This window comes from Alphaproteobacteria bacterium (assembly GCA_015062495.1).
GTDB lineage: Bacteria > Pseudomonadota > Alphaproteobacteria > Rs-D84 > Rs-D84 > Enterousia.
The window spans coordinates 281,930-307,920 of record SUUN01000001.1 but is presented as its reverse complement, the minus strand read 5'-3'; the positions used below and the strand labels follow the sequence as shown (position 1 = coordinate 307,920).

The 25,991-nt window shown below is 46.7% G+C and carries 28 protein-coding genes, 1 tRNA gene and 1 other RNA gene; 17 read left to right on the top strand and 13 right to left on the bottom strand.

The features are described from left to right. From queA to E7008_01480, 7 genes are all read left to right on the top strand, one after another. Window positions 1-1,041, top strand: coding sequence for a tRNA preQ1(34) S-adenosylmethionine ribosyltransferase-isomerase QueA (queA, locus tag E7008_01510; GenBank protein MBE6456602.1), 1,041 nt, complete (start codon window positions 1-3; stop codon window positions 1,039-1,041). Next, window positions 1,041-1,445: a hypothetical protein gene (locus E7008_01505; protein ID MBE6456601.1), complete on the top strand. Its 405-nt coding sequence runs from the start codon at window positions 1,041-1,043 to the stop codon at window positions 1,443-1,445. Before queA ends, E7008_01505 begins: the two co-directional genes overlap by 1 nt. Before the next feature lie 10 nt (window positions 1,446-1,455). Further along, window positions 1,456-2,574 (top strand): tRNA guanosine(34) transglycosylase Tgt, encoded by a 1,119-nt coding sequence (gene tgt / locus E7008_01500; GenBank protein MBE6456600.1) that lies wholly within the window; start codon window positions 1,456-1,458, stop codon window positions 2,572-2,574. Between the two features lie 58 nt (window positions 2,575-2,632). After that, window positions 2,633-3,622: a hypothetical protein gene (locus E7008_01495; GenBank protein MBE6456599.1), complete on the top strand. Its 990-nt coding sequence runs from the start codon at window positions 2,633-2,635 to the stop codon at window positions 3,620-3,622. 109 nt (window positions 3,623-3,731) lie between these two features. Further along, on the top strand, window positions 3,732-4,847 hold the full coding sequence (locus tag E7008_01490) for a hypothetical protein (GenBank protein ID MBE6456598.1): 1,116 nt from the start codon (window positions 3,732-3,734) through the stop codon (window positions 4,845-4,847). Window positions 4,848-4,910: 63 nt separating this feature from the next. Beyond that, window positions 4,911-6,653, top strand: coding sequence for a hypothetical protein (locus tag E7008_01485; protein ID MBE6456597.1), 1,743 nt, complete (start codon window positions 4,911-4,913; stop codon window positions 6,651-6,653). Window positions 6,654-7,283: 630 nt separating this feature from the next. After that, window positions 7,284-8,024 carry a hypothetical protein gene (locus E7008_01480; protein ID MBE6456596.1) on the top strand — a complete coding sequence of 247 codons (741 nt, stop codon included), beginning with the start codon at window positions 7,284-7,286 and terminating at the stop codon, window positions 8,022-8,024. 25 nt (window positions 8,025-8,049) lie between these two features. On the opposite strand, the gene gap is transcribed toward E7008_01480, so the two are convergent. Continuing rightward, on the bottom strand, window positions 8,050-9,051 hold the full coding sequence (gene gap, locus E7008_01475) for a type I glyceraldehyde-3-phosphate dehydrogenase (GenBank protein MBE6456595.1): 1,002 nt from the start codon (window positions 9,049-9,051) through the stop codon (window positions 8,050-8,052). 108 nt (window positions 9,052-9,159) lie between these two features. Between gap and miaA the strand changes: the two genes are divergently transcribed. The 4 genes from miaA to E7008_01455 are packed head-to-tail and all read left to right on the top strand — an operon-like array spanning window position 9,160 to window position 12,725. Continuing rightward, on the top strand, window positions 9,160-10,053 hold the full coding sequence (gene miaA / locus E7008_01470; GenBank protein ID MBE6456594.1) for a tRNA (adenosine(37)-N6)-dimethylallyltransferase MiaA: 894 nt from the start codon (window positions 9,160-9,162) through the stop codon (window positions 10,051-10,053). A gap of 27 nt (window positions 10,054-10,080) precedes the next feature. Beyond that, entirely contained in the window at window positions 10,081-10,623 is a 543-nt protein-coding gene (locus E7008_01465; GenBank protein ID MBE6456593.1) for a LemA family protein, read from the top strand. Further along, window positions 10,623-11,447, top strand: a complete 825-nt coding sequence (locus E7008_01460) for a PHP domain-containing protein (protein MBE6456592.1) — start codon at window positions 10,623-10,625, stop codon at window positions 11,445-11,447. Before E7008_01465 ends, E7008_01460 begins: the two co-directional genes overlap by 1 nt. 3 nt (window positions 11,448-11,450) lie before the next feature. Beyond that, entirely contained in the window at window positions 11,451-12,725 is a 1,275-nt protein-coding gene (locus E7008_01455; GenBank protein ID MBE6456591.1) for a hypothetical protein, read from the top strand. On the opposite strand, the gene E7008_01450 is transcribed toward E7008_01455, so the two are convergent. The 9 genes from E7008_01450 to E7008_01410 form a co-directional block, all read right to left on the bottom strand. Then, window positions 12,715-13,722 carry a hypothetical protein gene (locus E7008_01450; protein ID MBE6456590.1) on the bottom strand — a complete coding sequence of 336 codons (1,008 nt, stop codon included), beginning with the start codon at window positions 13,720-13,722 and terminating at the stop codon, window positions 12,715-12,717. The two genes, E7008_01455 and E7008_01450, sit on opposite strands and share 11 nt — an antisense overlap. Next, a complete protein-coding gene (gene rimI / locus E7008_01445; GenBank protein ID MBE6456589.1) occupies window positions 13,722-14,114 on the bottom strand; it encodes a ribosomal-protein-alanine N-acetyltransferase in 393 nt (130 codons plus the stop codon). The genes E7008_01450 and rimI overlap by 1 nt, the downstream gene beginning before the upstream one ends. Further along, window positions 14,098-14,442, bottom strand: coding sequence for a hypothetical protein (locus E7008_01440; protein ID MBE6456588.1), 345 nt, complete (start codon window positions 14,440-14,442; stop codon window positions 14,098-14,100). The genes rimI and E7008_01440 overlap by 17 nt, the downstream gene beginning before the upstream one ends. 18 nt (window positions 14,443-14,460) lie before the next feature. Next, window positions 14,461-14,832 (bottom strand): hypothetical protein, encoded by a 372-nt coding sequence (locus E7008_01435; protein ID MBE6456587.1) that lies wholly within the window; start codon window positions 14,830-14,832, stop codon window positions 14,461-14,463. After that, window positions 14,832-15,377 carry a tRNA (adenosine(37)-N6)-threonylcarbamoyltransferase complex dimerization subunit type 1 TsaB gene (tsaB, locus tag E7008_01430; GenBank protein MBE6456586.1) on the bottom strand — a complete coding sequence of 182 codons (546 nt, stop codon included), beginning with the start codon at window positions 15,375-15,377 and terminating at the stop codon, window positions 14,832-14,834. The genes E7008_01435 and tsaB overlap by 1 nt, the downstream gene beginning before the upstream one ends. Next, window positions 15,374-17,158 carry an AAA family ATPase gene (locus tag E7008_01425; protein ID MBE6456585.1) on the bottom strand — a complete coding sequence of 595 codons (1,785 nt, stop codon included), beginning with the start codon at window positions 17,156-17,158 and terminating at the stop codon, window positions 15,374-15,376. The genes tsaB and E7008_01425 overlap by 4 nt, the downstream gene beginning before the upstream one ends. A 128-nt stretch (window positions 17,159-17,286) precedes the next feature. Next, a complete protein-coding gene (locus tag E7008_01420; protein ID MBE6456584.1) occupies window positions 17,287-17,502 on the bottom strand; it encodes a DUF378 domain-containing protein in 216 nt (71 codons plus the stop codon). Window positions 17,503-17,629: 127 nt separating this feature from the next. After that, on the bottom strand, window positions 17,630-18,934 hold the full coding sequence (locus tag E7008_01415) for a hypothetical protein (GenBank protein ID MBE6456583.1): 1,305 nt from the start codon (window positions 18,932-18,934) through the stop codon (window positions 17,630-17,632). Further along, entirely contained in the window at window positions 18,927-21,008 is a 2,082-nt protein-coding gene (locus tag E7008_01410; protein MBE6456582.1) for an ATP-dependent DNA helicase RecG, read from the bottom strand. Before E7008_01410 ends, E7008_01415 begins: the two co-directional genes overlap by 8 nt. 62 nt (window positions 21,009-21,070) lie before the next feature. Between E7008_01410 and rnpB the strand changes: the two genes are divergently transcribed. Together rnpB and E7008_01400 are read left to right on the top strand one after the other, a co-directional pair. Then, window positions 21,071-21,401, top strand: an RNA gene (gene rnpB / locus E7008_01405) — RNase P RNA component class A. Window positions 21,402-21,488: 87 nt separating this feature from the next. After that, on the top strand, window positions 21,489-22,418 hold the full coding sequence (locus E7008_01400) for an L-lactate dehydrogenase (protein MBE6456581.1): 930 nt from the start codon (window positions 21,489-21,491) through the stop codon (window positions 22,416-22,418). Between the two features lie 30 nt (window positions 22,419-22,448). Here E7008_01400 and E7008_01395 read toward each other — a convergent pair whose 3' ends face one another. Further along, window positions 22,449-22,631: a 4Fe-4S dicluster domain-containing protein gene (locus tag E7008_01395; GenBank protein MBE6456580.1), complete on the bottom strand. Its 183-nt coding sequence runs from the start codon at window positions 22,629-22,631 to the stop codon at window positions 22,449-22,451. A 19-nt stretch (window positions 22,632-22,650) separates the two neighbouring features. Next, window positions 22,651-23,382 carry a Bax inhibitor-1/YccA family protein gene (locus E7008_01390; protein ID MBE6456579.1) on the bottom strand — a complete coding sequence of 244 codons (732 nt, stop codon included), beginning with the start codon at window positions 23,380-23,382 and terminating at the stop codon, window positions 22,651-22,653. Between the two features lie 78 nt (window positions 23,383-23,460). On the opposite strand from E7008_01390, the gene E7008_01385 reads away from it, so the two are divergent. The 3 genes from E7008_01385 to E7008_01375 all read left to right on the top strand — a co-directional run bounded on the left by E7008_01385 (window position 23,461) and on the right by E7008_01375 (window position 25,109). Beyond that, window positions 23,461-23,811, top strand: a complete 351-nt coding sequence (locus E7008_01385; protein MBE6456578.1) for a hypothetical protein — start codon at window positions 23,461-23,463, stop codon at window positions 23,809-23,811. Between the two features lie 7 nt (window positions 23,812-23,818). After that, window positions 23,819-24,616, top strand: a complete 798-nt coding sequence (locus E7008_01380) for a prolipoprotein diacylglyceryl transferase (GenBank protein MBE6456577.1) — start codon at window positions 23,819-23,821, stop codon at window positions 24,614-24,616. Between the two features lie 403 nt (window positions 24,617-25,019). Then, window positions 25,020-25,109, top strand: a tRNA-Ser gene (locus E7008_01375). A 265-nt stretch (window positions 25,110-25,374) separates the two neighbouring features. On the opposite strand, the gene E7008_01370 is transcribed toward E7008_01375, so the two are convergent. Next, window positions 25,375-25,749 carry a hypothetical protein gene (locus E7008_01370; GenBank protein ID MBE6456576.1) on the bottom strand — a complete coding sequence of 125 codons (375 nt, stop codon included), beginning with the start codon at window positions 25,747-25,749 and terminating at the stop codon, window positions 25,375-25,377. On the opposite strand from E7008_01370, the gene E7008_01365 reads away from it, so the two are divergent. Beyond that, window positions 25,718-25,918, top strand: coding sequence for a hypothetical protein (locus E7008_01365; protein MBE6456575.1), 201 nt, complete (start codon window positions 25,718-25,720; stop codon window positions 25,916-25,918). The genes E7008_01370 and E7008_01365 overlap by 32 nt on opposite strands. Window positions 25,919-25,991 lie beyond the last annotated feature (73 nt).

The following is a 25,991-nucleotide window of genomic DNA, read 5'->3' as shown; positions in this document are numbered from 1 at the left end:
TTGACATTATCTGATTTTGATTTTGAACTGCCGAATGATTTGATTGCGTCGCATCCACTGGCGCAACGTGATGCATCACGCATGCTGGTGGTCAGTGGCGATACCATCGTCGATAAACATATTCGTGATTTTCTGGATATATTGCACCCGGGTGATGTTGTTGTATTTAACAATTCGCGTGTAATACCGGCGCGTTTTATGGCGGACGGCAAACACGAAATCACACTGCACACCGCGACCAAGGATGGATGTTGGTGGGGATTGTGTAAAAAATTTACAAAATTAAAGCCGGGCCGTCTGTTATCTTTGGATGATGGCACCCAGGTCGCGGTTGTTTCCCAGAATATGGACAGTGGTCTGAAACTAAAATTCTTGTGCGATGATGTGTTTGAAACACTGGAACGCGTTGGTAAAATTCCGCTGCCCCCGTATATGAAGCGCGATGCGGAAATTGCCGACCGTGAACGTTATCAGACCGTATATTCCCAGCCCCTGGGGTCGATGGCGGCGCCGACGGCGGGTCTGCACTTTACGCCTGAATTATTGGACGAAATCCGTGCGCGCGGTGCAAAAATTGTAAATATTACATTACACGTTGGCGCAGGCACCTGGATGCCGGTCAAGGTCGAAGATATATCCCAACACAAGATGCACAGCGAATGGGGGCGCATCACAGAATCCCAGGCTGAAATTATCAACAATGCCACACGTGTTATTGCGGTGGGAACAACGTCTTTGCGATTGCTGGAAAGTGCGGCAAGGTACAACAGTGCGCCCGCTAAATACCGCCGTGTCGCGCCGTTTTGTCGAAATACACGAATATTTATCACACCTGGGTATCAGTTTCGGGCGGTGGATGTATTGCTGACGAATTTTCATTTGCCAAAATCAACATTGTTTATGTTGGTGTCCGCATTTGCGGGATTGCCAGAAATGAAAAATGCGTATTCGCACGCAGTCGCGGAAAAATATCGTTTTTTCAGTTACGGCGATTGTTGTTTGTTGTTTAGAAAAGAATTACAAATGGGGGAGGTAAACTAATGGCGGCATGGTTACGAGTGTTGGCAAATCCACGGGTATTAAAACGTTTCCTGGGAACGCGGGCTGGGAAAAAAGCAACCCTTAAATATGGCAGTATGCTGTTAAAATCACGTATGGCACAAAATGCAATTGGTAAATTTATCAATCGCAACGGCAGCGCGCTGAAAGATGATAAATCATTTAAACAACAACAAAAAGAATACGCTGCGTTACAAAAACGTGTTGCCAGGCTAGAAGCACAACTGGACCGCGCACGCGACAATAATGACAAACTGTCTGAACTGACATTTACATTGGGGCGCAATGTTGTTGAAATGCAACGCCTGCTGACCCAGATGCAGGCCCAGTACCAGGCACATACCCAACAAATGCAAATTGCAATGGCGAACGCGCGTACACGATAGGGATTTTACAATGGCATTAAAATTTAATTTGATTGCAACCGATGGTAACGCCCGCCGTGGCGCGGTTGAAACGGCACACGGTACTTTTCAAACGCCCGCTTTTATGGCGGTGGGAACTGCCGCCACGGTCAAGGCCCTGACCATGGACCAGGTTGCCGCCACCGGCACCCAGGTTATCTTGGGCAATACATATCACCTGATGATGCGCCCGGGGGGTGATTTGGTGGAACAGATGGGCGGTCTGCACAAATTCGGTGGCTGGCACGGCCCAATTTTAACCGACAGTGGTGGTTTCCAGGTAATGAGTCTTTCGACCCTGACCAAAATGAGCGAAGAAGGCGTCCAATTCACATCACACTTTGACGGCGGGAAAAAACATTTCTTGCGCCCCGAAGATTCTGTTCATATCCAGCACCAGTTGGATTCGAATATTACAATGGTCTTGGACGAATGCTTAAAATTACCCGCCCCGCGCGAACGCGTTGAAAAAAATGTTGATATGGTTACCCGCTGGGCGCGCCGCAGCAAAGATGCCTTTATTGACCGTCCGGGCTATGGCATATTTGGTATTGTCCAGGGTGCAGACTTCCCAGACCTGCGCGAAAAATCCGCGCGCGCCCTGACCGAAATTGGTTTTGATGGTTATGCAGTTGGCGGTTTGGCGGTTGGTGAACCACAAAGTGTTATGTTCGATATGATTGCAACCACAACACCACTGTTGCCGGCGGACAAACCGCGCTATTTAATGGGTGTTGGTACGCCACTGGATATTTTGGGTGCGGTTGAACGTGGAATTGATATGTTTGATTGTGTAATGCCGACGCGCGCAGGCCGCACCGCCCAGGCATTTACACGTTTTGGTACAATGAATATGCGCAACGCGCGTTTTCGTGATGATTCGCGCCCATTGGATGATAAGTGTGGATGCCCGGCATGTAAACTGTCGCGCGCATATATTCATCACTTGATTAAGTGCAATGAAATCTTGGGGGCAACATTGCTGACCCAGCACAACCTGTGGTTTTACCAGGATTTAATGCGCAACATCCGCGAATCAATAGAGCAGGGCCGCTTTGCCGAATTTAAATCAGAATTTATTAAAAATTATACGGGTAACGCAGAAAAGTAATTGCAATATCAGGCAATAATCGTTTAAACTCTTTTACATAATGTAAAGGAGTTTTTTTATGGCCAGACAGAAAAAACAAATCGAAGTCATTGACATGGGCGGCGCAAAAACCGTCGCGAAAAAGAAATCGCTGGTTCGTGGCGTAAAAACGTTCATAACTATATTTACTATAATTTGGTTTGCGCTGTTGATATGGTTTCCATTGCATGTAAAAAACACATATTCTGGACCGATAAAAAAATCCATTGTTGTGTCAATGTTCTATGACTTGCAGCGTGGCATTGTAAAACAATACGAAGCGTTGCTGGATGGGGTCGCCGATGCAGTAAATCTGGAAAAACCGATTGCCATCGCATTGGACAAGGTAAAACTGGCCGAAAACGCCGTGGACAAAGTGACCGACACAACCGCCGCCGCCAAACAGAAAACCGAAGAAGCGTCCCGGACAACGTCTGGTGTGAAAAAAATAACCGGTTTGGCCAAGATGTTTGGTGCTAAAACTGATGGTGTGGATCGTGCCGTCGCCGAAGTGGACAAAGGAATCGCCAAAACAAACGATGCGATTGCCGACGTTGACCAAACCGCCGCCCGTGTAAACCAGCAACTGGACAAGATAAAAACAGATTTAACCCGTGTTGCCCAGGCCGAAGTGGATACCATGCTGGACGCTGCAATTAAATCTGCGCTGGATAAATCGTCGGGTGGATTGGGGACTACATTGTTAACGGATTATGGTATTTCACATGTTTATCCGTGGCGTCCGTCGACCTGGCCGGTTACGACAAAAATATACAACGACCTGTCAAAATCGGATATCACAACAATAACAGTTATAACAAACACGGTTGATACATATTTTGGCTATGTCGCATGGGGATTGGTGATTGCGGCATGGGCATTGGGTATTTATCTGTGGCATTTGGTTTTTGGCCGGGCCAAGGCCATCATCAAACCATTCAATGTTTGTCCACGTTGTGGTCATACCTATGCCGACAAACGCACCGCAATGGGCCTGTTAAAGGTTTTTCAACCATGGAAATGGTTTTAAATATGATACCCAAATAAAAAATCCCCCGGTTGGGGGATTTTTTGTTGATAAGTACTTGCCCGCCACCTGCGAAAATGATATAATAAAACGAAAGAAAGATGGGAAAGGCATGAAAAAAATAAGCATTTCTGCCGTTTTTGCTGGTATTCTGTTGGGTGTGCCACTGGTGGGCGACGCCGCATATCCTGCGTATCCGACGTATCAGGCGACTGGGGCAAATGGTCAAATGATGTATTTGCCATCGGCAAACAGTCGTGTTGTTTCAACAAATGGATATGTGCCGGCGGGTTATAATACCGTTGCTGCGGCCCAACCGACACGTGTGACCGGTGCGTTGCCACGTGTGGGATCTGCACAAACGGTGGCGGGTCGTCAATATTATCAACCGGCTGATTATGATCGCCTGGCGGACAGTGGGTTGTATGTCGGGCTGTCTGTTGGTTATACCGCGTCCCTGATGGGTAATATCAAGGCTGACTATATCGGCGAAGAAGATTCATATACTGTGCCTGGCGCGTTTTATGGTGCGGATTTTGCGTCTGACAATGTAATCCCATTACAGATTTCTGTTGGCGCGGCCATTAACAACGATGTTCGTGTTGATTTTTCGTATCTCAGATATTCTGGCATTTCATATCCCAATTCGGTGGACGTTCCCGCCGATGCCAGTTTGACACCAACCGATACCCCAGCCCAGGTTGATGGTGGTGCAATCACATCCAATGTGACGATGCTGAATATATACTATAATATTGATTCATTTACAGGATATCTGGCGGGCGGTTCTTTGCGTCCATATATTGGCGCGGGTGTCGGTATGGCATTAAATACGATTGCTGACTATGTCATATACGATAATACATTTTATAATATTTTAAATCCAGAATATGCCTATGCTGGCCAATTGACTGGGATTTCTGATATCTATGCATATCACAATGGTGGCACAAACGAACAACTTGCCTTTATGCTAGAAGGTGGCCTTACCACGGAATTAGAGGGCGGTATCAAAATGGACTTCTTTGTCCGCTATGCTAACCTGGGCAAGGTTAAAACATCCGGCAGCATTGTGTTAAGTCAGATTGAATGGCTGGGTGACGGTTCTGGCACACCCGACGGCGAATACCAAGCCCCATATGACAGCGTATTCCACTATACAAATTGGTACGAAAGTGGACGCCTGGGGATGGTTGATCTTGGGGTGCGCCTGCGATTACAGTTCTAGGATATAATACACATCCGGGCACATGCCCGGTTGTGTTGATTTATTGGTATGGGGGGATTTTTTATGCGTGCAAATTCGTTTCTTTTTTATTCTTTGCTGGCCACATTGGCGCCTTGTATGGCATCTGCGGGGATTCGCGTTGGAAATATGTCGCGCAACAATGCCCAGGGTTATCAGCAGGTTAACGATATGCGCTATAATGCCGCGGCAAATACGGCCACCGTCGCTGCTGCGGTAAACCCAATTCCTGCGGATACACCGATTCCGGTATCGAACGCCGCAATGTCGAACAGTATTCGCACTGGCGACGCAAATGCGGCCGAAAATATGGCAAAATTGGAACAGTGCTCTATGATATATCCAGATGGTGAATTTGCGTGGTCGCGCCCAACGGTTGGCAATGGCGCGGGCGGCGCATCGACATGTACGGCGGTCGTTGAAATGCGCGCGATTGGTGCGGGGTTAAACGGTTCTGATGCGATTTTGGCGCGCGCAAATCTGGCGGCGGGCGATGTGGTTGAATGTAATATTTCCCATTTTCCCGAGGGGGCATGGCTGCCCGCGGCGGGCGAAATAGAATTTCCCGCAGACGCCCAACCAACCATTGATGACGTTATTGAAATTATGAACGCCGAACAAAAACAAAATGCCGGGTTCAAGATTGCGGCCGGCGCGATTTTGGGTGGCCTGGGTGGTAATATGGCGGGTGCGCCCGAACCGGGACATGATGGCATCCTGGGCGGGGGCAAGGCTAAAACCAACAGCACGATTATCGGCGCGCTGGGTGGTGCGGCATTAATGGCGGGCAACGCCTATACAGGCAAGGTTGCCGGCGACACGATTTTATCCACCGGTGTAAATGCGGCGGCGGGCGCGGTTGTTGGCAATATCGTCGCGACGGGCGATTCTGTCCTGCGGATTGAGGCCTGTACCGTCGACGGCCGCGATACACAATGCCTGTGGGGGTATTTGGAACAGTATGACAAACTTGACGGCACGCCATACATTTCCGCCCAGAACCCCAGTGATTTCAAGGTGTGTAAAACTGACGCAAATGGCACAGAAACGTGTGAATACAAAGATTTAAATATCCAAAATGCCACAATTGCGGGCTGGACATCGGAAATAACGGTTAAAAATGCCGATGGCCAAGACGAAAAACGGCAGGTTTTTTCCCAAACCAACCGTTCAACCGGTCAAAAAATGGACATCGAAACCATATATCAACAGGGAACGAACAATTTAATTCAAACCTCAACCGAAAAGTTTTGTTATCAGAATAACAAGATGGAAACATATAACGGCAACTGCGACAATGTCTGGATTAAATTGAACGGCGATGTCAGCATAATTAACAACCGCACCCCGGCCATGGTCGTCAATGTCGAAGACAAGGGCATGGGCTGGAAAAAATCTGATTGGTCTAAATTTGTTTCGCGCTTTGGCACACGCGAAGTGGTCGGTCGCACTGGCCGTGGTGTTGCTGCAAATCTGGACAATACAACCAAAAAACGCACACTTCAGGATGGTGGCTTTGTCCCGCTGTACCAAGATTCCGAAGATGGCGGCATCATTGACCTGTCGAACAAGGCGCGTATGAAGGGCACGCTGACCGGCGCGGGCATTGGTGGTGGCATGGGGGCGTTTGCCGGATACCAGGGCGCACAACAGGATATCGAAGATCGCTGGGTTTCCGCGGTCCAGGAATACAAGGATTCATTACAGAAAATATATTGTGCCACCGGCACACGATTCCTGTCGCACTATAACGACACAGTAATAATCCCCCAAATGGATGACAAATAAAAATCCCCCAAATGGGGGATTTCTAATTCCCATCCTGTGGTGGGATGGCACACAGTGCCAGGGTGGGTATAAGTGTAAGTGGTTAGTGCCAGTGGTTAGTGGTGGCACTATAATGTGCGGCAAACGCCGCACACATTCACTAAACACTTGCCCTTACACTAACCACTAAACTTTTATTTGTCGCGGTATTCCTGTCTCTTATTGAATGTCCACCGCCCTTGGCGGGGGGATAGCGCACGTCAGTGCGCCAGGAGGGTGACTGTTTTTTTATTTTTCCACCCGCTAATGCCCAATAATCCTTATCCAAACTAAGCATTTGTGTTTTTTATTCTGTTGTCTTATAATGGTACTGAATCAACAGGGATGTTGGCTCAGGGACCTAGAAAATCCCGTAATAGTGCGATGCGCGATATTGCGCATTGAATCCGACGAATGAAACGTCGGCGACTGTTTGTGGCCGCCGTATGTTTTTTATTCCCGACTGGAAATAAATCGGTCGGGGGTCTGCGATTATACAACAGGGCATGCCCGAAAATCGCAGGGTCATTCACTATTATGATTTTTCTAATCCCCGACCGCCATGCCTTTGGCGGTTTCTTTTTAACAAAACCAAAAAAGGGAAGGAAAATCATGACTAATAAACTTTTGTTATCCATCGCTGCAATATCCTGTGTATGCACATCTGCGCACGCATGGAACAGTGCTGATATAACATGCACAAAAAATCAATACACCGCGGCATTGTCTGCTTGCAAAACAAACTGTAACAAACCGTGCCTCAGTTCCAGTATCTCAGGTTCTTCATGCGAGTATAGTATAGTAGCAGATGATATATCAGTATGTGCATGTATCACTGCTGGATACAGCGCGGATAATTGTGTTGCGTTAATGAAAACGTTGTGCAGCAGTGATAACGAACCCAGCGCCAGTTACGGCAAAATTCAAAACTGGATAACGCGTCAATGGTCCACAGTCACCAACACGTGTAACGCGTCAACTACCTATCGTTGCAATGCTGGATATTACAGCGCGACCGACCGTGCATATGATAACAGCAGCGATGCCAACGGTGGTTGCAACGCGTGTCCCGGCAACGCAACGTGCCCCGGCGGCATGGAACAAGCCAACGTATATTGCAACCAGGGCTATGTCGCCATCAGCAGCAGCGCAATCGGCGCCGGCTGTCGCGCATGTGCCACCACAGGTGTTTATACGGACAGCACCCTAACAACCGCTGCCACTGCAACAACTGCGGGCCCAACGCTTATAAGTGCGGCTACTGATTCTGCCGCATGTTATCTGCCCGCTGGTACATATTATGACGCGTCTGGAAAATTTACAATATCTGCCAATGGTGTATGCATGTACTAAAAATCCCGCCATTTGGCGGGATTTTTTACTTAATCAATTTGCCCATCGCGACGGCGGTATCGCACATACGGTTTGAAAAACCCCATTCGTTATCATACCACGCGGTCACGTGCGCCAATTTATCCCCCAGAACCTTGGTCTGGCTGGCATCGAATATAGAGCTGTGCGCATCATGTGTAAAGTCAATTGATACCAATGGCAATTCGTTATAACCAAATGTCTTGGATTCGGCTGCGCGCATCGCGTTGTTGATTTCTTCGACCGTCGCATCGTGTTCCAGATTAACAACCAATTCCACAACCGATACATCTGGTGTTGGAACGCGAATTGCCATACCGTCTAATTTACCCGCCAGTTCCGGCAACACCAAACCAATTGCCTTGGCCGCGCCGGTGCTGGTCGGAATCATCGACAGGTTTGCCGCACGTGCACGCCGGAAATCTTTGTGGTTTTTATCCAGCAATTGCTGGTCACCTGTGTACGCATGAACGGTCGTCATCCATCCCGACACAACGCCGAATTTTTCATTCAGAACCTTGACCACCGGGGCCAGACAGTTTGTCGTACATGATGCATTTGAAACGATAATGTCATCTGGGGTTAATGTATCCTGGTTTACACCGAATACGATTGTCTTGTCCGCCCCCGTTGATGGTGCAGATACCAATACGCGTTTCGCGCCTGCGTCAATATGTACACGTGCCTTGTCTGCGGCGGTAAAGATACCCGTACATTCCATGACAACATCGATATTCAATTCGCCCCATGGCAGTTTTGACGGATCGCGTTCCGCAATACATTTGATTTTCTGATTACCAACCAAAATGTATTCCCCATCCAGTTTTACTTCCATCGGCAAATTCCCATGCACAGAATCATACTTTAACAGATACGCATTCTGTTCCGCCGGTGCCAGATCATTAACCGCCACAAATTCAATATCTTCGCGTCCCGATTCCAGTGCCGCCCGCAATACCAAGCGTCCGATGCGCCCAAAACCATTAATTGCTACTCTTAATTTTGACATAATTATTTCCTTTCGTTTGTTTAATTGGACGGATTCATCATAGACCCCGCGGGATAAAATTACAATATTTTATTTACATTTGGGACATCTTGACTATAATCGATACAAATGAATGCAAACGCATATATAATCACAGGTCCAACTGCGTCGGGTAAATCAGATTTTGCCCATGAATTGGCATGCCAAATAAATGGCACAATCATAAATTGCGACAGTGTCCAAATCTATCGCGGGATTGAGTCCATTTCGGCCAGTCCTTTTGTCGGCCGTGACACTTTTGACGAAATTGATGGCGTTCCATATCGTCTGTTTTCAATATTGCCTTTGTCCGAACAAATTTCTGTGTCTGAATACCTGGACATGGCGCGTCGTGAATACGATGCCGCCATTGCTGCGGGGCGCACACCAATATTTGTTGGTGGCACAGGCTATTACATAAACGCGTTGATTCATGGTATTTCACCAATGCCAGATGTCTCAGATGATGCGCGTACACGTGCGCGTGAATTGGTGGCAACCGATATTGACGCCGCCCGCAAATTATTACCGCCGGAATTTACCGCGACCGACCCACAACGCGTCGCCCGCGCATTAGAGGTTTTTTTCACCACCGGCCACCATATTACAGAATTTCAGAATATGCCCCGCGCCGGCGCGGTTATCCCACACGCGAAACGCGTTTTAATTAATCCTGATTCTAATGCTTTACGGGAACGTATCGCCGCGCGTATCCCGCTGATGCTGTCGTCTGGTGCGCTTGACGAGGCGCAATCGGTCATCGATTCTGGCTGGGATGAAAACCGCGCAATTGGCGCATCACAATTGTGCAAATTTATCCGTGGCGAAATCACAGAATCCCAATGTATTCAGAACTGGATAACGCGCACGAATCAATATGCCAAACGCCAGCGCACCTGGTTTCGCACCCAGTATAATCCTGATATCATCATCAATCACACCCCAACCCCAGACGATGTTGCTTTTTTATTAAACAATGTATAGAATTAAAAATAAACCAAAGGAGAAAAAATCATGTGGACCACAATCGCAGTAATCGCATTATTGTTGTTATATGTTATCGCGGTGTATAATGGGTTGGTTGCGCGCCGAAACCAAGCACGCGAAGCCTGGGCAACGGTTGATACCCAGTTAAAGCGTCGATATGATTTAATTCCTAATCTGGTTGAAACCGTGCGCGGTGCGGCCAAACACGAATCTGAAACATTGTCTGCGGTGACATCGGCCCGCAATGCGGCAATGGCGGCAAATGGTCCAACATCTGCGGACGCCCAGAATAAATTAACCCAGACATTAAAAAGCCTGTTTGCGGTCGCAGAATCATACCCTGATTTAAAAGCAAACCAGAATTTTATCGAATTACAGCGTGAACTGACGGACACAGAAACCAAGATTCAGGCATCGCGCCAGTTTTATAACACGGTTGTAATGGCACTGAACACCCAGATTGAACAATTCCCATCAAACATTGTTGCGCGCATGTTTGGCATTTTGCCTGAAAAAATGTTTGAAATTGATGAAACAGAAAAGAAAGCCCCACAGGTTAAGTTCTGATGACACAAAAATTCACGCTTCACACGCATACAATCGGGTTTGATGGTCGCAGCCGTCCCGCCGACATGATTGCGCGCGCCACGGAACTGGGGATGCGTGCGATTGGCATATCAAATCATTTTATTCTGCATCCCGATATCCAAGATGCGAAATTCTATCCATTTGCGGTCGCGCGTGGATATAAAAACATCTATAACTCGTCGTTGGATGATATCCTGGATTTGTTTGTTCCGCACTATGCGGAATTGACCCAGATTGCCGCCAATGCCAACATACGCGTTCTGCGTGGATTAGAAGTGGACTTTTTTAATACCCCAACATGGCATCGTGATTTTGAACGCGCCATGCGCATTTTAAAGCCCGATTATATAATCGGTTCGTGTCATTTTGTGGAATACGGTGGTGTACTGTGTAATGTTCACGATATGTCAAACGCAGACGCAGACGCGCGTGATGAAATGTTGGCGCAATACTGGCAAAACATTGGTGCGGCCGCCGCATCTGGTTTATTTACCTGGTTGGCACATCTGGATTTGCCGAAAAAGGTTGGTCTGGGCACAGAACAGAAATGGATTGACCGGGAACAACGCGCCATCGAAGTTTTGGCCCAGAATAACGCTGCGATTGAAATCAATACTGGTCTGGAATCCGAACCGTATCCATCGGCGCGTATTTTGCGCACAGTCGCCAAAAACAATATTCCTGTTTTAATATCCGACGATGCGCACAGTTCTGACCAGATTGGGCGTCGCTTTGATGTTGCCGAACGATTGGCATGTGATTGCGGTATAACGAATTTTTATACCCCTGATTGTGTGAAATAGCCAATGCTGGAAAATGTAAAACCCATTTTGAACGCGACCCAGTTATCTGCATTTGATGCAATTGAACGTACTAATTCAAACCTGTTAATATTAGGGCCGGCGGGAACGGGCAAATCGACATTTGTGAACTATCTGAAAAGCGCGTCGAAAAAGCGTATTGTCTGTGCGTGTCCAACGGCGGTGTCCGCATTAAACGTTGGTGGACAAACGATACATTCGCTGTTTCAGATTCAGCCCCGCGATTTCATAATGCCTGAATTTTTGAAGTTAAAGGCCAAGCCACGCAATATCTTGGCGGCGACGGATGTTTTAATTATTGATGAAATATCGATGGTTGCGCCAGATTTACTGGATGCAATTGACATATTGGCGCGATGGGCGCGTCACAACAACGAACCCTTTGGCGGAATCCAGGTCGTTGCCATTGGTGATTTATTTCAGTTACCACCTGTTATCACACGTGACGCGACCCAGTATTATGAAACAGAATACGGCCATCCCAACGCATATTTTTTTGACAGCCATGTGTACAGTCGCGCAAATTTTATAAAATTCAATTTTGATTTTGTGTATCGCCAAAGTGATTTGCCATTGTTGGAAAACCTGGTGCAATTGCGTAACAATAACACACGCAGTTTGGAATACTTTAATTCATGCAAAATTGACGACGATGCGCGTCGCGCAAACGCAGTAATCATTACACCATTTCGTGCGGTTGCCGAACGGATAAATGCAACGCGCCTGGCCCAGATAAATGAAACACCGGTTGTGTATAATGGTGTGCTGTCTGGGAATTTTTCTGAACGTGATGTGCCCGCCCCCCTGGCACTGGAATTAAAGGTTGGTGCATTGGTTGTTTTTGTAAAAAATGGTGATAAATGGCACAACGGTTCGATGGGCCTGGTGCGCAGTTTGTCTGCGCGTGAAATAGTTGTCCAGTTGTTGTCTGATTCACGTGAACTGGTGTCGGTAAAGCCAGATAAATGGGCAAAAATCGAATATTCGCGCGATGAAAACGAACGCCTTGTTGAAAACGAGGTTGGCGCCTATAAACAGTTCCCATTAATGCTGGGCTATGCCATGACAATTCATCGCGCCCAGGGCAAAACATTGGATGCTGTTGTGGTTGATATTTCGCGTGGTGCATTCACCCACGGCCAGGTCTATGTTGCGTTATCGCGCACACGACGCAGTGCCGACATGCATATATCTGCGCCCCTGCGACCGCGCGATGTAATTTTTGACCCACGTGTTTTAGATTTCGTACTTAACGACTAAATTTTTTCATCAGTTCACGACCATTTGCGCGTAATTGTTGAATATCAATTTCATCACTGGCAACCATCGACGCTACATTTGTACATGACGCCCCAGATATTGCATTGTCTATGGCGGCGTTTATCGCATTTTGTTCTGCGCCAAAAATAATTTTTCCATTTTGTGTCAGATCTGACCCATCATCGCGATATCCAACACTGAACCCGTGTTCCGAACCATTTGTTTTGTTTAATTTCCCTGCGACAAAAACATTGGCATAGTCATCCCCCATAAACGCAGGCGCAATATCATCGCGTCGTAAAACGTTCTTGGAAAAAGTGTCAAAATAATTCAACGTATCATCAGACGCCGACATAAAATTCAGCGTTGTAAATTTTGCATTTTCCAGTGGCGCGGTTGGATTATGTTGTATAACAACGACGTGTGACAAGCATTTCTGAATTGCATTATCGTCGAATCCGGCGTCTTTCATTTGTTGCGTGGCCATATTTGTAAAATGGTTAACAATAATTGCGCCATGACAATGCGAATAAATTATCAAATTGCCCATGTTCATGGCCGTTCGTTCCGCGTTGCCACGAACGATACGCGGTTCGATAATTATTTCATACAGATCTTCGACATAGCCTGGTGTTGGCTCGGCTGCATTGATTTCATTTAATTGCTGTTCTTTGCGGCGTGCAATCGTTGCGTCCATATCCAGTGCCATTTTTCGTCCTGCACGCCGAAACGTGTTTGCTTTCACCAACATAGGATCAATTGTTCCAAAATTATAAACCGCAGCATATAAATTTATATTGGCTTTATTTCTTACCGTCTTGGCCAGGTGTTCGATATATCCAAACGCCTTAGGTTCAGTCGTCGTTAACGCACCACCCAGCACCACCAGTGCAGGTTTGTTCAAATCGATTTTATCAGCATAACGAAACGGTCGTTGCACACCCATGGAACTGGGGGCCGCCTGGATAACATATGCACTGCTGCCGACATAGTTCATTATATATCCTTTCGCATCATAATGGCGTCAATGCCGTCATAGTATTTTGGACGCACGCCAACTTGAACAAAACCAACCTGTTCGTACAGCGCACGTGCGGGCGCATTATCTGCTGCAACTTCCAGGAATATATGTTTAACGCCTTGTTTTTTCAGGTCTGCCTCCATCACCCCGATAAGCGCGATACCAATCCCTGTCCGTCGGGCGTCGGGGTGAACGCCGATTGTGATTATTTCGGCTTCGTCCAATGTTGCGCGATAAACGACAAATCCGTTTTGACTGGCTATAATTTCACAGCCCGATTTTTTCAGGTCCGCAAATTCATCCGCACTCCATGGTTTGTGCGGGAAACACAACTTGTGAAGATTTGCCAGGTTATCTAGCACGACAATTTCTCTGTTCGTATCTTTTTTTCAATTTGTTATACATTGCCCGTGCAAACATACCGCTGTATTCATCTGCTGATACACCATGTACAGCATCCCGGCTGATTATTGAAACGGTATAATAATCATTCGGTTTCATTTCATACGCATTCTGTTTTGCAAATGTTGCGCATATAACGCCCATATCGGTTTGTGCGGAAAATGTTGTTGTTGAAAAACTGCCGCGCATATTCAATGTATATCCTGTACGTGTCTGAACCTGGCCTGTGTTGACTGCATCAAACAGTGTTCTTTGCTTTGGATTCATAAACATTTTTGTTAACACATCTGACATGGCATACCTCTTGTTCTATCAGCGCTTGTGAACAAACGCCTGGTTAACCCAGTTATGCTTTAATTGGGTTTTTGCAATTTGTTCGCTATATTTTGTCGACAGTTTATTAAAGAACATCTTGGCAATCTGACCGTTATCCTGTGACACGGAATCATTTCGTTTATCGCCGGTATTGGACTTTATTGTTACCTTTAATAAATGCTTATACACAGTGTGACTTTTTTTGTTTTTCATCACGTACGCGGATATAGATACGTCCTGTGCGTCCAGATAATAACAATGCACCACAGTATCTGTATCTTTGCCAGAACTGGCCGCGTACTTAACAGGTGTATTGTTAATTGCGGTATCAATTCTTTCTTGGTTCTGCTTTAAAAAATTTTTTGTCATTATTTACCTTTTTTATTTTCTTCTGCATAACTGGGGCGCAGGTACATCGGCACAACGGGGGCAATAGTATCATTTGCAATTTTTTGTGCCACAATCTGTGTCCCTAGTTTTAAATCAAATGGTTTATGTCCAACGGTGCGCGCCCATTCCATTTGTTTGGTTTCCAATTCTTCGATTCCCATTGTTTGCGGGGGCAATCCATTCGCTGCAACAAAGAAATCCCCCCGTCCTGAATCAATCGCAACAAATGCATCAGGCGTCGCCGCCAGATACAGATCAAATGCGCTGATTCCAACAACCGGTATATTCAGTCCCAACGCCAACCCCTTGGCATATGCGATACCCAGTCGAATCCCAGTAAAACTGCCCGGCCCGACGACGACACCAATTGCACTGATGTCGCGCCACGTCGCGCCACATTCGGCAATAAACTTTTCGCATTCCGCGGGCAATGCGACAGATTGTTTTTCCGCCACAACAGATTTGTATTTATCGCCCAATACAAATTCTAGATCCTTGCCTGATGTGTTGATAACTAAAATCATATCCGCACCCCAAATCCAATCTTTTTGGAAAATCCTGCCGATTTTCGCAACGATAACAGTTCATCGATTTTTTCTGGTGTAAATTCTGTTTTGATATCTACACAGTCATTTTCCAGCAACGACCGACGCAGAACCGCGGTAATTTCACGCTGCACCTGGCGCACACCTTGTTCGGATGTATAGTTCTGAATCAGATGTCGTATTGCATCATCCGTCATAACAATATCGTCTACATTCCAACCTGTGTCGCGTGCTGCGCGCCCAATCAAGTGTTCACGGGCGATTTTGACTTTGTCATCCATTGAATAGCCCGGAATTTCGATAATTTCCATACGGTCTTTTAATGCATTTGACATATTCAGACTATTCGCCGTCGCAATAAACATCACATTTGACAGGTCAAAGTCCACCTCTAAATAATGGTCGCGGAATGTCTTGTTCTGTTCTGGGTCTAAAATTTCCAACAACGCAGATTCCGGATCGCCGCGCCAATCACGCCCCATTTTATCGATTTCGTCCAACACAATAACCGGATTGTTCGTCTTGCACCGTTTCAGTGCATCCATAATTCGGCCGGTCTGTGCGCCAATATATGTCTTGCGATGACCACGGAAATGCGCTTCGTCTGAAATGCCACCCAACGATATGCGCTGATACTTGCGACCCAACGCTGTCGCGATTGATTTTCCCAGTGATGTTTTCCCAACACCCGGCGCACCAACAAAGCACAAAATAGACCCCTGGTTTGATTTTGTTTTTTTCATAACCGCGATATGTTCCAGAATGCGTTCCTTGACCGCGTCCATACCCGAGTGTTCACTGTCCAATACTTCACGTGCACGTTTTAAATCGATTTCGACATTATCAGACTTGCCCCACGGCATCGCCAACAGTTCGTCCAAATATGTTTTCAGCAATCCGCCTTCATTCGACATTGGCGACATAGAACGCATACGTTTCCATTCTGCCATGGCCTTTTCTTTGGCGTCTGCCGGCATAGCAGATTTCAGAATTTGCTTGCGAATATTTGCAGTATCAATCTCGCCGTCGTCTTCGCCCATTTCCTTTTGCAGGGCGCGCATTTTTTCCTGTAAAATTGCATCACGTCGGCCGTTTTCCATTTGCTGATGAATACGTTTGTTAATCGATTCTTCGATTTTTACTGTTTCCAGCATGAATTTAACGCCTTCTAACAAAATGGTCAGTTTTTCCGCCCAACTGCCTGCGGCCAATACCTTGATTGCGGTATCGGTATCCACATCTGCCGTTTGAATAACTGCGTCCACAAACGCGGGCAGGGGATAATTTTCAATCACATTGCGCAGTTTTTCCATCTTGAACTTACGCGTCGACATTGCCAGCGTCTGCATATTATCCGCCAACAAATCACGCAGCAGCAACGTTTGATCCGCATCCATATCATCGGCGATCTTAATCGGTTCGGCAACACCTGTAAATATACCGTCATTAAATTCAATATCTTTGATTGCAACCGCATCCGTTGTCCGCACCAACAGGTGAATCGCACCATCTGGCATCGACAGAACCTGAACCACGTCGCCAATTGTTCCAATGGTATATATGTCATCAACATTGGATGGGTATGCCCAACTGTGTTGTGGCACTAAAATCAATTGCTGATGTCCTGCATTTGCAGCTGTTTTTATACAATTAACAGACATATGATTGTCAACCAACACCGGCACAGTCAGTCCCGGCGACACAACCAAATCACGAAAAGGTAAAATATAGTTCTTCATAGCCCAATAAATATAATACATTTTATCTGTATTTCAAGATGAATAAACCCACTAACAATGTCGCGACAAATAAAAGTATTCCTACAAACTTTGTGCATAAATAAAACGCCCCACTTTTTGGGGCGCAGACATGAAACTTTATTGTGTGATTAACGATCGTTGCGTGATACAGGCCGGTCGATAAACATCCATATTAACCATATCAACGCCGCAATACCAATGATTGCATATACGATGTTGCTGGCCAATGTTGCTGGCCCAAACAAAAATGCAACCAAATCGAAACCAAAGATACCAACCAACCCCCAGTTCAAGGCGCCGATAAATGTCAATGGTATCAGAACATAGTTTGTAAGTCCTCTCATCTATTTTTCTCCTTTTCAAGGTTTTACATATGTCTTGTAATAAGACATTGATATTATAAACCTTTAAAACACATCATGCAATTGCAATACTGTATTTAGGAAAAGGTACTTATCTAGGAATCCTGGCTTATTTCTGGTGTGTGTTGCCGCGCAAAATATCGCCGGACTTTATATATTCTGCATCTGTTTTGCCCAGTCCTTTTTGTGCACGCTTGGCATATGTCCGTGCATCACTGTCTTTGCCAATCATATTGTAATATTCTGCCAATGCCCATGCGCTGCGCCCCGGGTCGTCGTCGCCATACGCGCGTGCCAAAACCCAGTAAGTCAATGGCGCAGGTTCGCTTAAAATTGCGCGTTTACACAATTCGATGGCGCGTGCCATATCACCGTTTTTTTTGCGTTCTGTCAGTACCAATGCCAACGCTGTCTGAATCTGGGGCGCGTCACCCGCCAGTGTGATTGATTTTTCATATGCCATTACACTGTCGTCATAATGTCCAAATTGGTATTCAATGTCGCCCAACAGTTCATAGAAATACGGGTTGTCTGGATTTCGTGAAATTAAAGTTTCCGTTCCCATTCGCGCCCCATCCAGGTTTCCCCCACGCATATTTGCGATTGCGCGCGCATAAATCGCCGCATCTGACTTATCTGAATATGGGTATTTTTCGCGCACCTGTTTTGCATCATCCAGATACCCCACCAACTTTGCCCGCACCAGTTCGTATTCTGCCACATCCAATTCGACCCATTTTTCTGGTTTTGCTTTTGCAATTTGTTGTTTTACATTATTCAGTCGTTCCATGGTCAACGGATGATTCACCCGGTTTGGATTTATTTTCGATTCCATCGCCCCGGTTAATTCGTGCATTTGTTCAAACACAGTAATAAAACCACCTGGGTTTTGTTTTGCACGCACCATTAAATCCACGCCCATATTATCAGCAATGCGTTCTTCGTCACGCGTGAACGCCAACATAGACTGCTGGGCCACCCCGGATGACCCCGCCAAAACCCCAGCCCCAAGTGTCGGATTACCACCCGCCACCATCAGTCCGACCCCCAACGCCTGAATCAGCATAGTGCGTTTCATTTCGGCATTCATGCGATCTGACATCTGGGCCATATGCCCACCCAACGTATGCCCCAGTTCGTGCGCCACCACCGCCTGTAATGCGTTTGGATTTTTTATTTGTTTTAACAGACCTGTATAAACATAAATATCTTCGCCACCCATAACGAATGCGTTAAAATCTTCGTCATTTATGATGTGAATTTTCATACGACTTTCTGGGATGTTTGCGGCCTGCGCCAATGGTAATACTAATTTACCTATCACGCGTTCTGTTTCCGTATCGTGAATCAGCGACGCCCCAAACGCCGGCATCATAATAATAACCGATAATAAAAATACAATTACCTTACGCACCCAGCACCACCCCACGTTCAAAGAAAAACATTAAATCGCGTACCCATGAATCTATATCATTATCACGTGCGGCACTGGATGCCAATTTGAATAAATCCCGATGTTCACGATAATCAACAAAGTAATACCGCATCCAACCGCTTTGCCGCGTACCCAACAATTCCCCAACACCGCGCATCATCAGGTCTTGTTCCGCGATAACAAATCCATCGTCCGTCTCGCACAGGACGTCCAATCGCTTTAATCCGTCTTCGGACACATTACGACCAAATAACAGAACGCAATACGATTGTGTATTGCCGCGCCCAACGCGCCCCCGCAACTGGTGCAATGCCGCCAAACCAAAACGTTCTGCGTTCTCTATCACAATAATGGACGCTTGGGGTACATCAATCCCAACTTCTATAACCGTTGTTGCGACCAGTATCGGCATATCAGAATCCGGGGCGGCAAAATCCGCCATAACCGCGTCGCGTTCTTTTTTATCCATCTTGCCATGAACCAGGCCGGCCTTGGGAAAATATTCGGTCAACATTTTATGACGTTCTTCGGCCGCGCCCATCGCATTGTCGTTTTCAGATTCTTCGACCAACGGACAAACCCAGAACACTTTTGCGCCTGCATCTACCTGCATATCAATGCGTTCCAGTAAATCCATAATCCGCCCGCATGACAATTTTGTTGTCTTAATCGGTTTGCGTCCGGCGGGTTTTTCATTGATAATCGATACATCCATGTCGCCATAAATCGTCATAGACAGCGTTCTTGGAATCGGTGTCGCCGACAACGCCAACAAATCAGGGTTCGCCCCCTTGTTACGCAGTGCTTCGCGCTGTGCAACACCAAATCTATGCTGTTCATCAATAATGACCAGTCCTAAATCCTTGTATTCCACGTCCGCAGAAAACAACGCGTGCGTCCCTACGACAACCCGCGTCCGCCCCGATCGCAGTGATATTAATTTTTCGCGTCGTGCCACGCCTTTGTCGCGTCCGGTTAATATATCACACACAATCCCGATTTTATCGCACATTGGTTTTAGTTTGGCCAGGTGCTGCTGTGCCAATGTATCGGTCGGTGCTAAAATTGCGGTCTGGCCACCCATTTCCGCCATACGCACGGCGGCGGCCAATGCGACAATTGTTTTACCGCTGCCAACGTCCCCCTGAACCAACCGCATCATCGGCACATTTTTTTGCATATCGTCAAAAATTTCATCGCATGTACGTTTCTGTGCCCCTGTCATTTCAAAGGGCAGGGCATCCCAAAACCGTTCCATTAAATTATATTTTTGCGCCCGCACCGCGCGCCGATTGCGTTCATCCATCCGATTGCGCCGACTGATAACAATCGCTGCCTGGTGTGCCAATAATTCGCAGTACGCCAACTTGGCCATATATGTATTGTTCGGTGCTAAATCATCATCTGATTTTGGAAAGTGCACATGTTCCAACGCGTCAAAGAATTCCAGCACGCGTTCATCGCTTTCCCCGCGCAGTTTATCGGGCAATGCAGAAAAAATCTGGTCGCGAATATTTGCGAATACTTTCTGTGTGATTCCTTCGCCGGCGGGATAAATTGCCTGGGCGGACGGGATTTTTGTTGCGTTCTGTAATTCTTCGATAAAGTCTGGATGATTAATCGTTGGCTTAGATGTTTTTTCCAGTTTCCCCGACACCATACGCCACGCGCCAACCGGCATTTTGTTCAACCAATAATCCAGATATTTTGCATTAAAGAATTGAATGATAACCGTGTTTCCCATTTTATCATTGCATGTAATCTGGGTTGGACTGCGTCGTCCACGAAACACGCGTCCCGCACGATGTGATTTGATTAACAGTGGAATTGTGATTGTGTCGCCGGGATTTGCATCCAACACATTGTCGGTAATTCCGCGTGCCCGCACATAGGACGGCCGATGCCGCAGAAAATCCATAACCCGTCGCCCCCCCAGAATTTCTTCCAGGCGCGCTGCTAACGCCGGGCCAACCCCGCGAATAAATTGCAGGTCGGTCGTTAAAAAATCAATAATTTCACGCCTCATCACATATAAATTTAGTGAAAAAAGCATAAATATTCAATAATAAAAAGAAAAGTTGAATTGTCGCAAAAAACTGCTAAAATCACCCCTTGTCAGATGTTCTGGGCATGGCCATTCGGCAACGGGTGGAGGAAAGTCCGGACTGCTTGGGACAGCGTACCGGCTAATATACCGGGCGGGGCGACCCGACGATCAGAGCAACAGTGACGTAAACGATTAAATTCGAGTGAAACGGGCAATCTCTGCGCGCAGCAACTTCAAATAGGCCCCCTATATGTGTCCCACATCGGGGGCGGGTAGAAGGCTTGACGTTTCGCAGTAATGTGATACGCAGATTAATCATGCCCACTACCGCGGGGTGGTATGCGAAACATACTGGCCCGATGGCAGTACAGAATCCGGCTTATATGAACATCTGACACCATGCGCCTACGGGCGCATGTTTTTTTTCTCGTACATAAATCGGCTTTTTTATGATAAAATAACCATGACAAGATTAACGGGGGGAATATGAAAATATCAATCATCGGCATTGGTTCTGTTGGTTCTGCGGTTGCGACGGCGGTTGCGAATACTGGATTGGCGCATGAAATTGTATTGTTTGACCGCAACGGGGTGCGCGCCCGCGCCGCCGCCGAAGACTTGGGGCACGCCGCCGCGTTTTCATATGATATAAAAATAACCGCGGTAAACACATATCGCGCAATCCGTGGTTCTGAAATTGTTATTATTGCCGCCGGCGCAAATCAGAAACCGGGACAAACCCGCACTGACTTATTGCACGCAAATGCTGATGTTATATCTGACATCGTGCCACGTGTTATGGCAAATGTTGATTCTAAAAATGTAAAATTGGTAATCGTCACCAATCCGTTGGACGTGATGGTAATGTTGGCCCAGAAAATATCAAAATTGCCCGCGTCGCGCGTCATTGGCACGGGCACAATGTTGGATTCTGCGCGCCTGCGCACAATTTTGTCACGCCAATTGTCGGTTTCAACCCAGTCTATTAATGCCTATGTCCTGGGCGAACATGGTGACAGCAGTATGATTGCCTGGTCATCCGCGTGTGTTGGTGGTGTTGATTTGGCCTCATTCTGTCGCCAGACGAAAATCAGTCTGCCCCAGACTACGCGCAACACAATCGAACACCGTGTTCATAATGCCGCGTATGAAATTATCCAGGGACGCGGGGCAACCTGGGACGGTATTGCGGGGGCGGTTGCCGACCTGGTGCGCTGTATCGCGAACGATGAACGCAGAATTTTGACTGTGTCCACGGTCGATGGTGTGGCGGATAAAGCATTGGCCATGTCATTACCGCGCATTGTGGGACGTGGCGGCGTTGTTGCAACGTTAATGCCCAAAATGGATGCGTCCGAATCTGCCGCCCTTCGTCGCAGCGGTCGTATAATTCGCAAAAATTTTGATTTGTTATAAAAAATAAAACCGCCATTTGGCGGTTTTTAATTATTGCATATCTGGTGCGATTGCGCCAACTGGGCAAATCGCAGCACATGTCCCGCATGAAATACATTTTGCTGGGTCAATTACGCACTTGCCATCCGCGCCTGTTGAAATTGCACATACTGGACACGTGCCCATGCATGTATGACATCCGATACATTTACTTGGATCAATTTTATAAGCCATTTTATTTTTCTCCCTATGCTTATTCACGATTAAACAAACTTAACAAATATTGGAACATTGCAATAAATGAAATATACAGGTGCAACGCCCCCAATACCGCCAATTGATTTTTCTGGGATTCGTCCCCGATAACGGCATATGCGCGTTTCAGGTTCTGCATATCATACGCCGTAAACAGTGCGAATACCAACACGCCGATAAAGCATACGATTGTACCAAATGTCCCCCCCATCATTGCAGGCCAAATAAATGACAGCAATCCAACCAAAATCAGCCCGATCATCCCCATCATCAAAAATATACCCATAAACGACAGGTCTTTGACCGTTTTATAACCAAACATTGCCATACATGCGAACATCAGTGCTGCAACAATAAACGCCATCAGTATTGATGCCGGATTAACCGCCAGTGCCACCGCAATCAACGGTGTCATCGTCACACCAATCAAAATTGCGTACAGTGCTAACATTAACGCACCTGTTGTGTGTTTCATGCTGAATATACGAACCTGGGCCCATATGGATAATGCCAGCCCACCAAACAACAATACATAGTACAATCCTGACATTCCGCCCGTCTGGAAATTAAACAGGTATTGCAGTCCGCCACCCCAAATTGTCATATATGCGGCCACAGCGGTCAGTCCCACCGCCCCAAACATTAATGCGAAAATACGTTTCAGATATAAATCAATACCCCCCACACTGCGTGCGGTTGTATCGCGAACTGGTGTCATTTGTCTTGCCATTTGATAATTCTCCTTGTTATTTACGAAATATATAATACAATGCCCACACAAATTCAAGATTAAAAAGGGTAATTAATAATGAGCGCTTATAATGAACCACAATACGTAGCGGTATGCAAACGTGTATCTGCACGCGAAATGTGCCAGGATCGGGAAATATTAAAGGCGTCTGCCAACAAACGCGAAGGTTTGGAACACTTGGTTGCCAGATATCATGAAATTGGCCGACAGATTGAAAAGGAAATGACCAGCAAATATCCATGCGACAAAACGATTGCGGCAAAATTTGTCAAACGCGAAGAAGTTGCCGGAATTTTGTTGCGCCAGGGTATCGTCGTCCAAGACCAAATGGATGCCGGTATAGTTGAAAAATATCGTGCAATGCGTACCGGTATTCTGTCATCAATTCAACCAACAAAACAGAAATAATAATTCTATGGCAATTACAATTAATCCAATTTCACCGGTTGCATTTTCAATTTTTGGACTGGATATCCGGTGGTATGCGCTGGCATATGTGGCGGCGTTTGTCATTGGTTATTGGTTGTTTTGTCGGCTGATGCGCCGCGCAGACAGCGTTGTTTCGTTGTCTAAAAAGCAGATGGATGATCTGCTGACTGCGATAATAATCGGTGTGATTGTAGGCGGACGTCTGGGGTATGTCCTGTTTTATGATTTGGGCTACTTTTTATCGCATCCGTTACAGATTCTGGCGGTTTGGCATGGCGGGATGAGCTTTCATGGCGGACTGATTGGTGTAATCATGGCGACGTTTATATATGGCCATCGTCACACGGTAAATGCATGGAAAATTCTGGATTTACTGGCGGTTGTTGCGCCAATTGGCCTGTTCTTTGGGCGTATTGCGAATTTTATTAATCGCGAGGTCATGGGTCGCCCCACCGATGTCCCCTGGGCAGTTGTATTTAATGGTGACACGCCAATCCCGCGCCACCCCAGCCCATTGTACGAAGCCACCACCGAAGGCATATTATTATTTGCAATCATGTATTGCCTGTATCGTTATACCAGCCTGAAAAAACGACCTGGGGCATTGGCGGGCATAATGGGTATGGGATATGCGGTATTCCGAATGATTTGTGAAATATTCCGTGCCCCTGATGCCCAGATTGGTTTCTTGACATCGTGGGGGTTGACGATGGGGCAACTGTTATCGCTAATAATGTTTTTTGCAGGTGGTGCAATTTTTATATTTGCAATACGCAAAAAATAATGTACAATATGCGCCGTTGACCAAAACTTTGTAACGTGAACACTACGCAGCGTCAGCGAACAAAACCGTAGGTTGAAAGACCGACGGGAACAAGTTTAGGATGGTTGGCAGGCGGGGCGTTGCGGCGGTCTTGCATACGAGTAAGTAAGGCAAACGCAGTGTAGCCGAACGCTAACGAGTGGTGAGCAGTGCCGTCAGGCACGGTCAGCGAACAAAACCGTAGGTTGAAAGACCGACGGGAACAAGTTTAGGATGGTTGGCAGAGCGGTCGAATGCGGCGGTCTTGCATACGAGTAAGTAAGGCAAACGCAGTGCAGCCGAACGCTAACGAGTGGTGAGCAGTGCCGTCAGGCACGGTCAGCGAACAAAACCGTAGGTAGAAAGACCGACGGGAACAAGTTTAGGATGGTTGGCAGAGCGGTCGAATGCGGCGGTCTTGAAAACCGTTGTGGGGGCAACTCCACCGGGGGTTCGAATCCCTCACCATCCGCCAGTAATAAAAATATGCCCCATGCGGGCATATTTTTATTACCGTCCTATGGCATCGGGATTAACCCGACAACATTGGTTGTCGGGTTCGACAATGAGTAGATTTTGCAAGCGTTGCGCGGCGAAATCGTCAGGAATGCCCCGCAGGCATTTATGCCGAGGGAATACTCACCATCCGCTATTTATTATTCTGATAAATAAAAATTTATCTAAGTAATCATGGATTCCGCCACTAACCACTAAAAAAATCCCGCAATTGCGGGATTTTTTTATTCTGCCATCTGTGGCGCTGGTGCTGGCATTTCCGGTGCTTCTTCGCGTGGGGCACGCTTCATCGCCTTGCGTGCAGCACGGAATTCTTCGCGGGAAACGCATCCGTCATTATTTGCATCCATCATTGGAACTTTTTCAGCCATTTTTGGGCATTTCACCACCAGGCATCCATTTTCAAATTCTGGATGTGGCTTGCCCGCGCGCTTGTCACAGCAACACATTTTTGCCGCCGCAAAACCCAATGCGAAAATGATTAAGACCAAGATTAATTTTTTCAGGAAACGACCAAATGTGCATTTCTTTTTTGCGCATGCGCATTCACCGCCACATGCACAACCCTTGTCACAGCCACATGGGAATTTATCAGCCACTGGTGCGGCCACTGTCTTTTTAACCTCTGCAACTTTCTTTGCAGGGGCTTTCTTTGCAGCCGGTTTTTTTGCCACCGCTGGTTTAGAAACGGTTTTCTTTGCAACAGTTTTTTTTGCTGTTACTTTTTTTGTTGTTTTTTCTGCCATTTGTCCTTCCTTTATTTTATGACGTCTTGATTGTATTCAAATAAAAAAAACTTGTAAAGAAATTTTTTCAAATGAAAACCCCGCATAATCGCGGG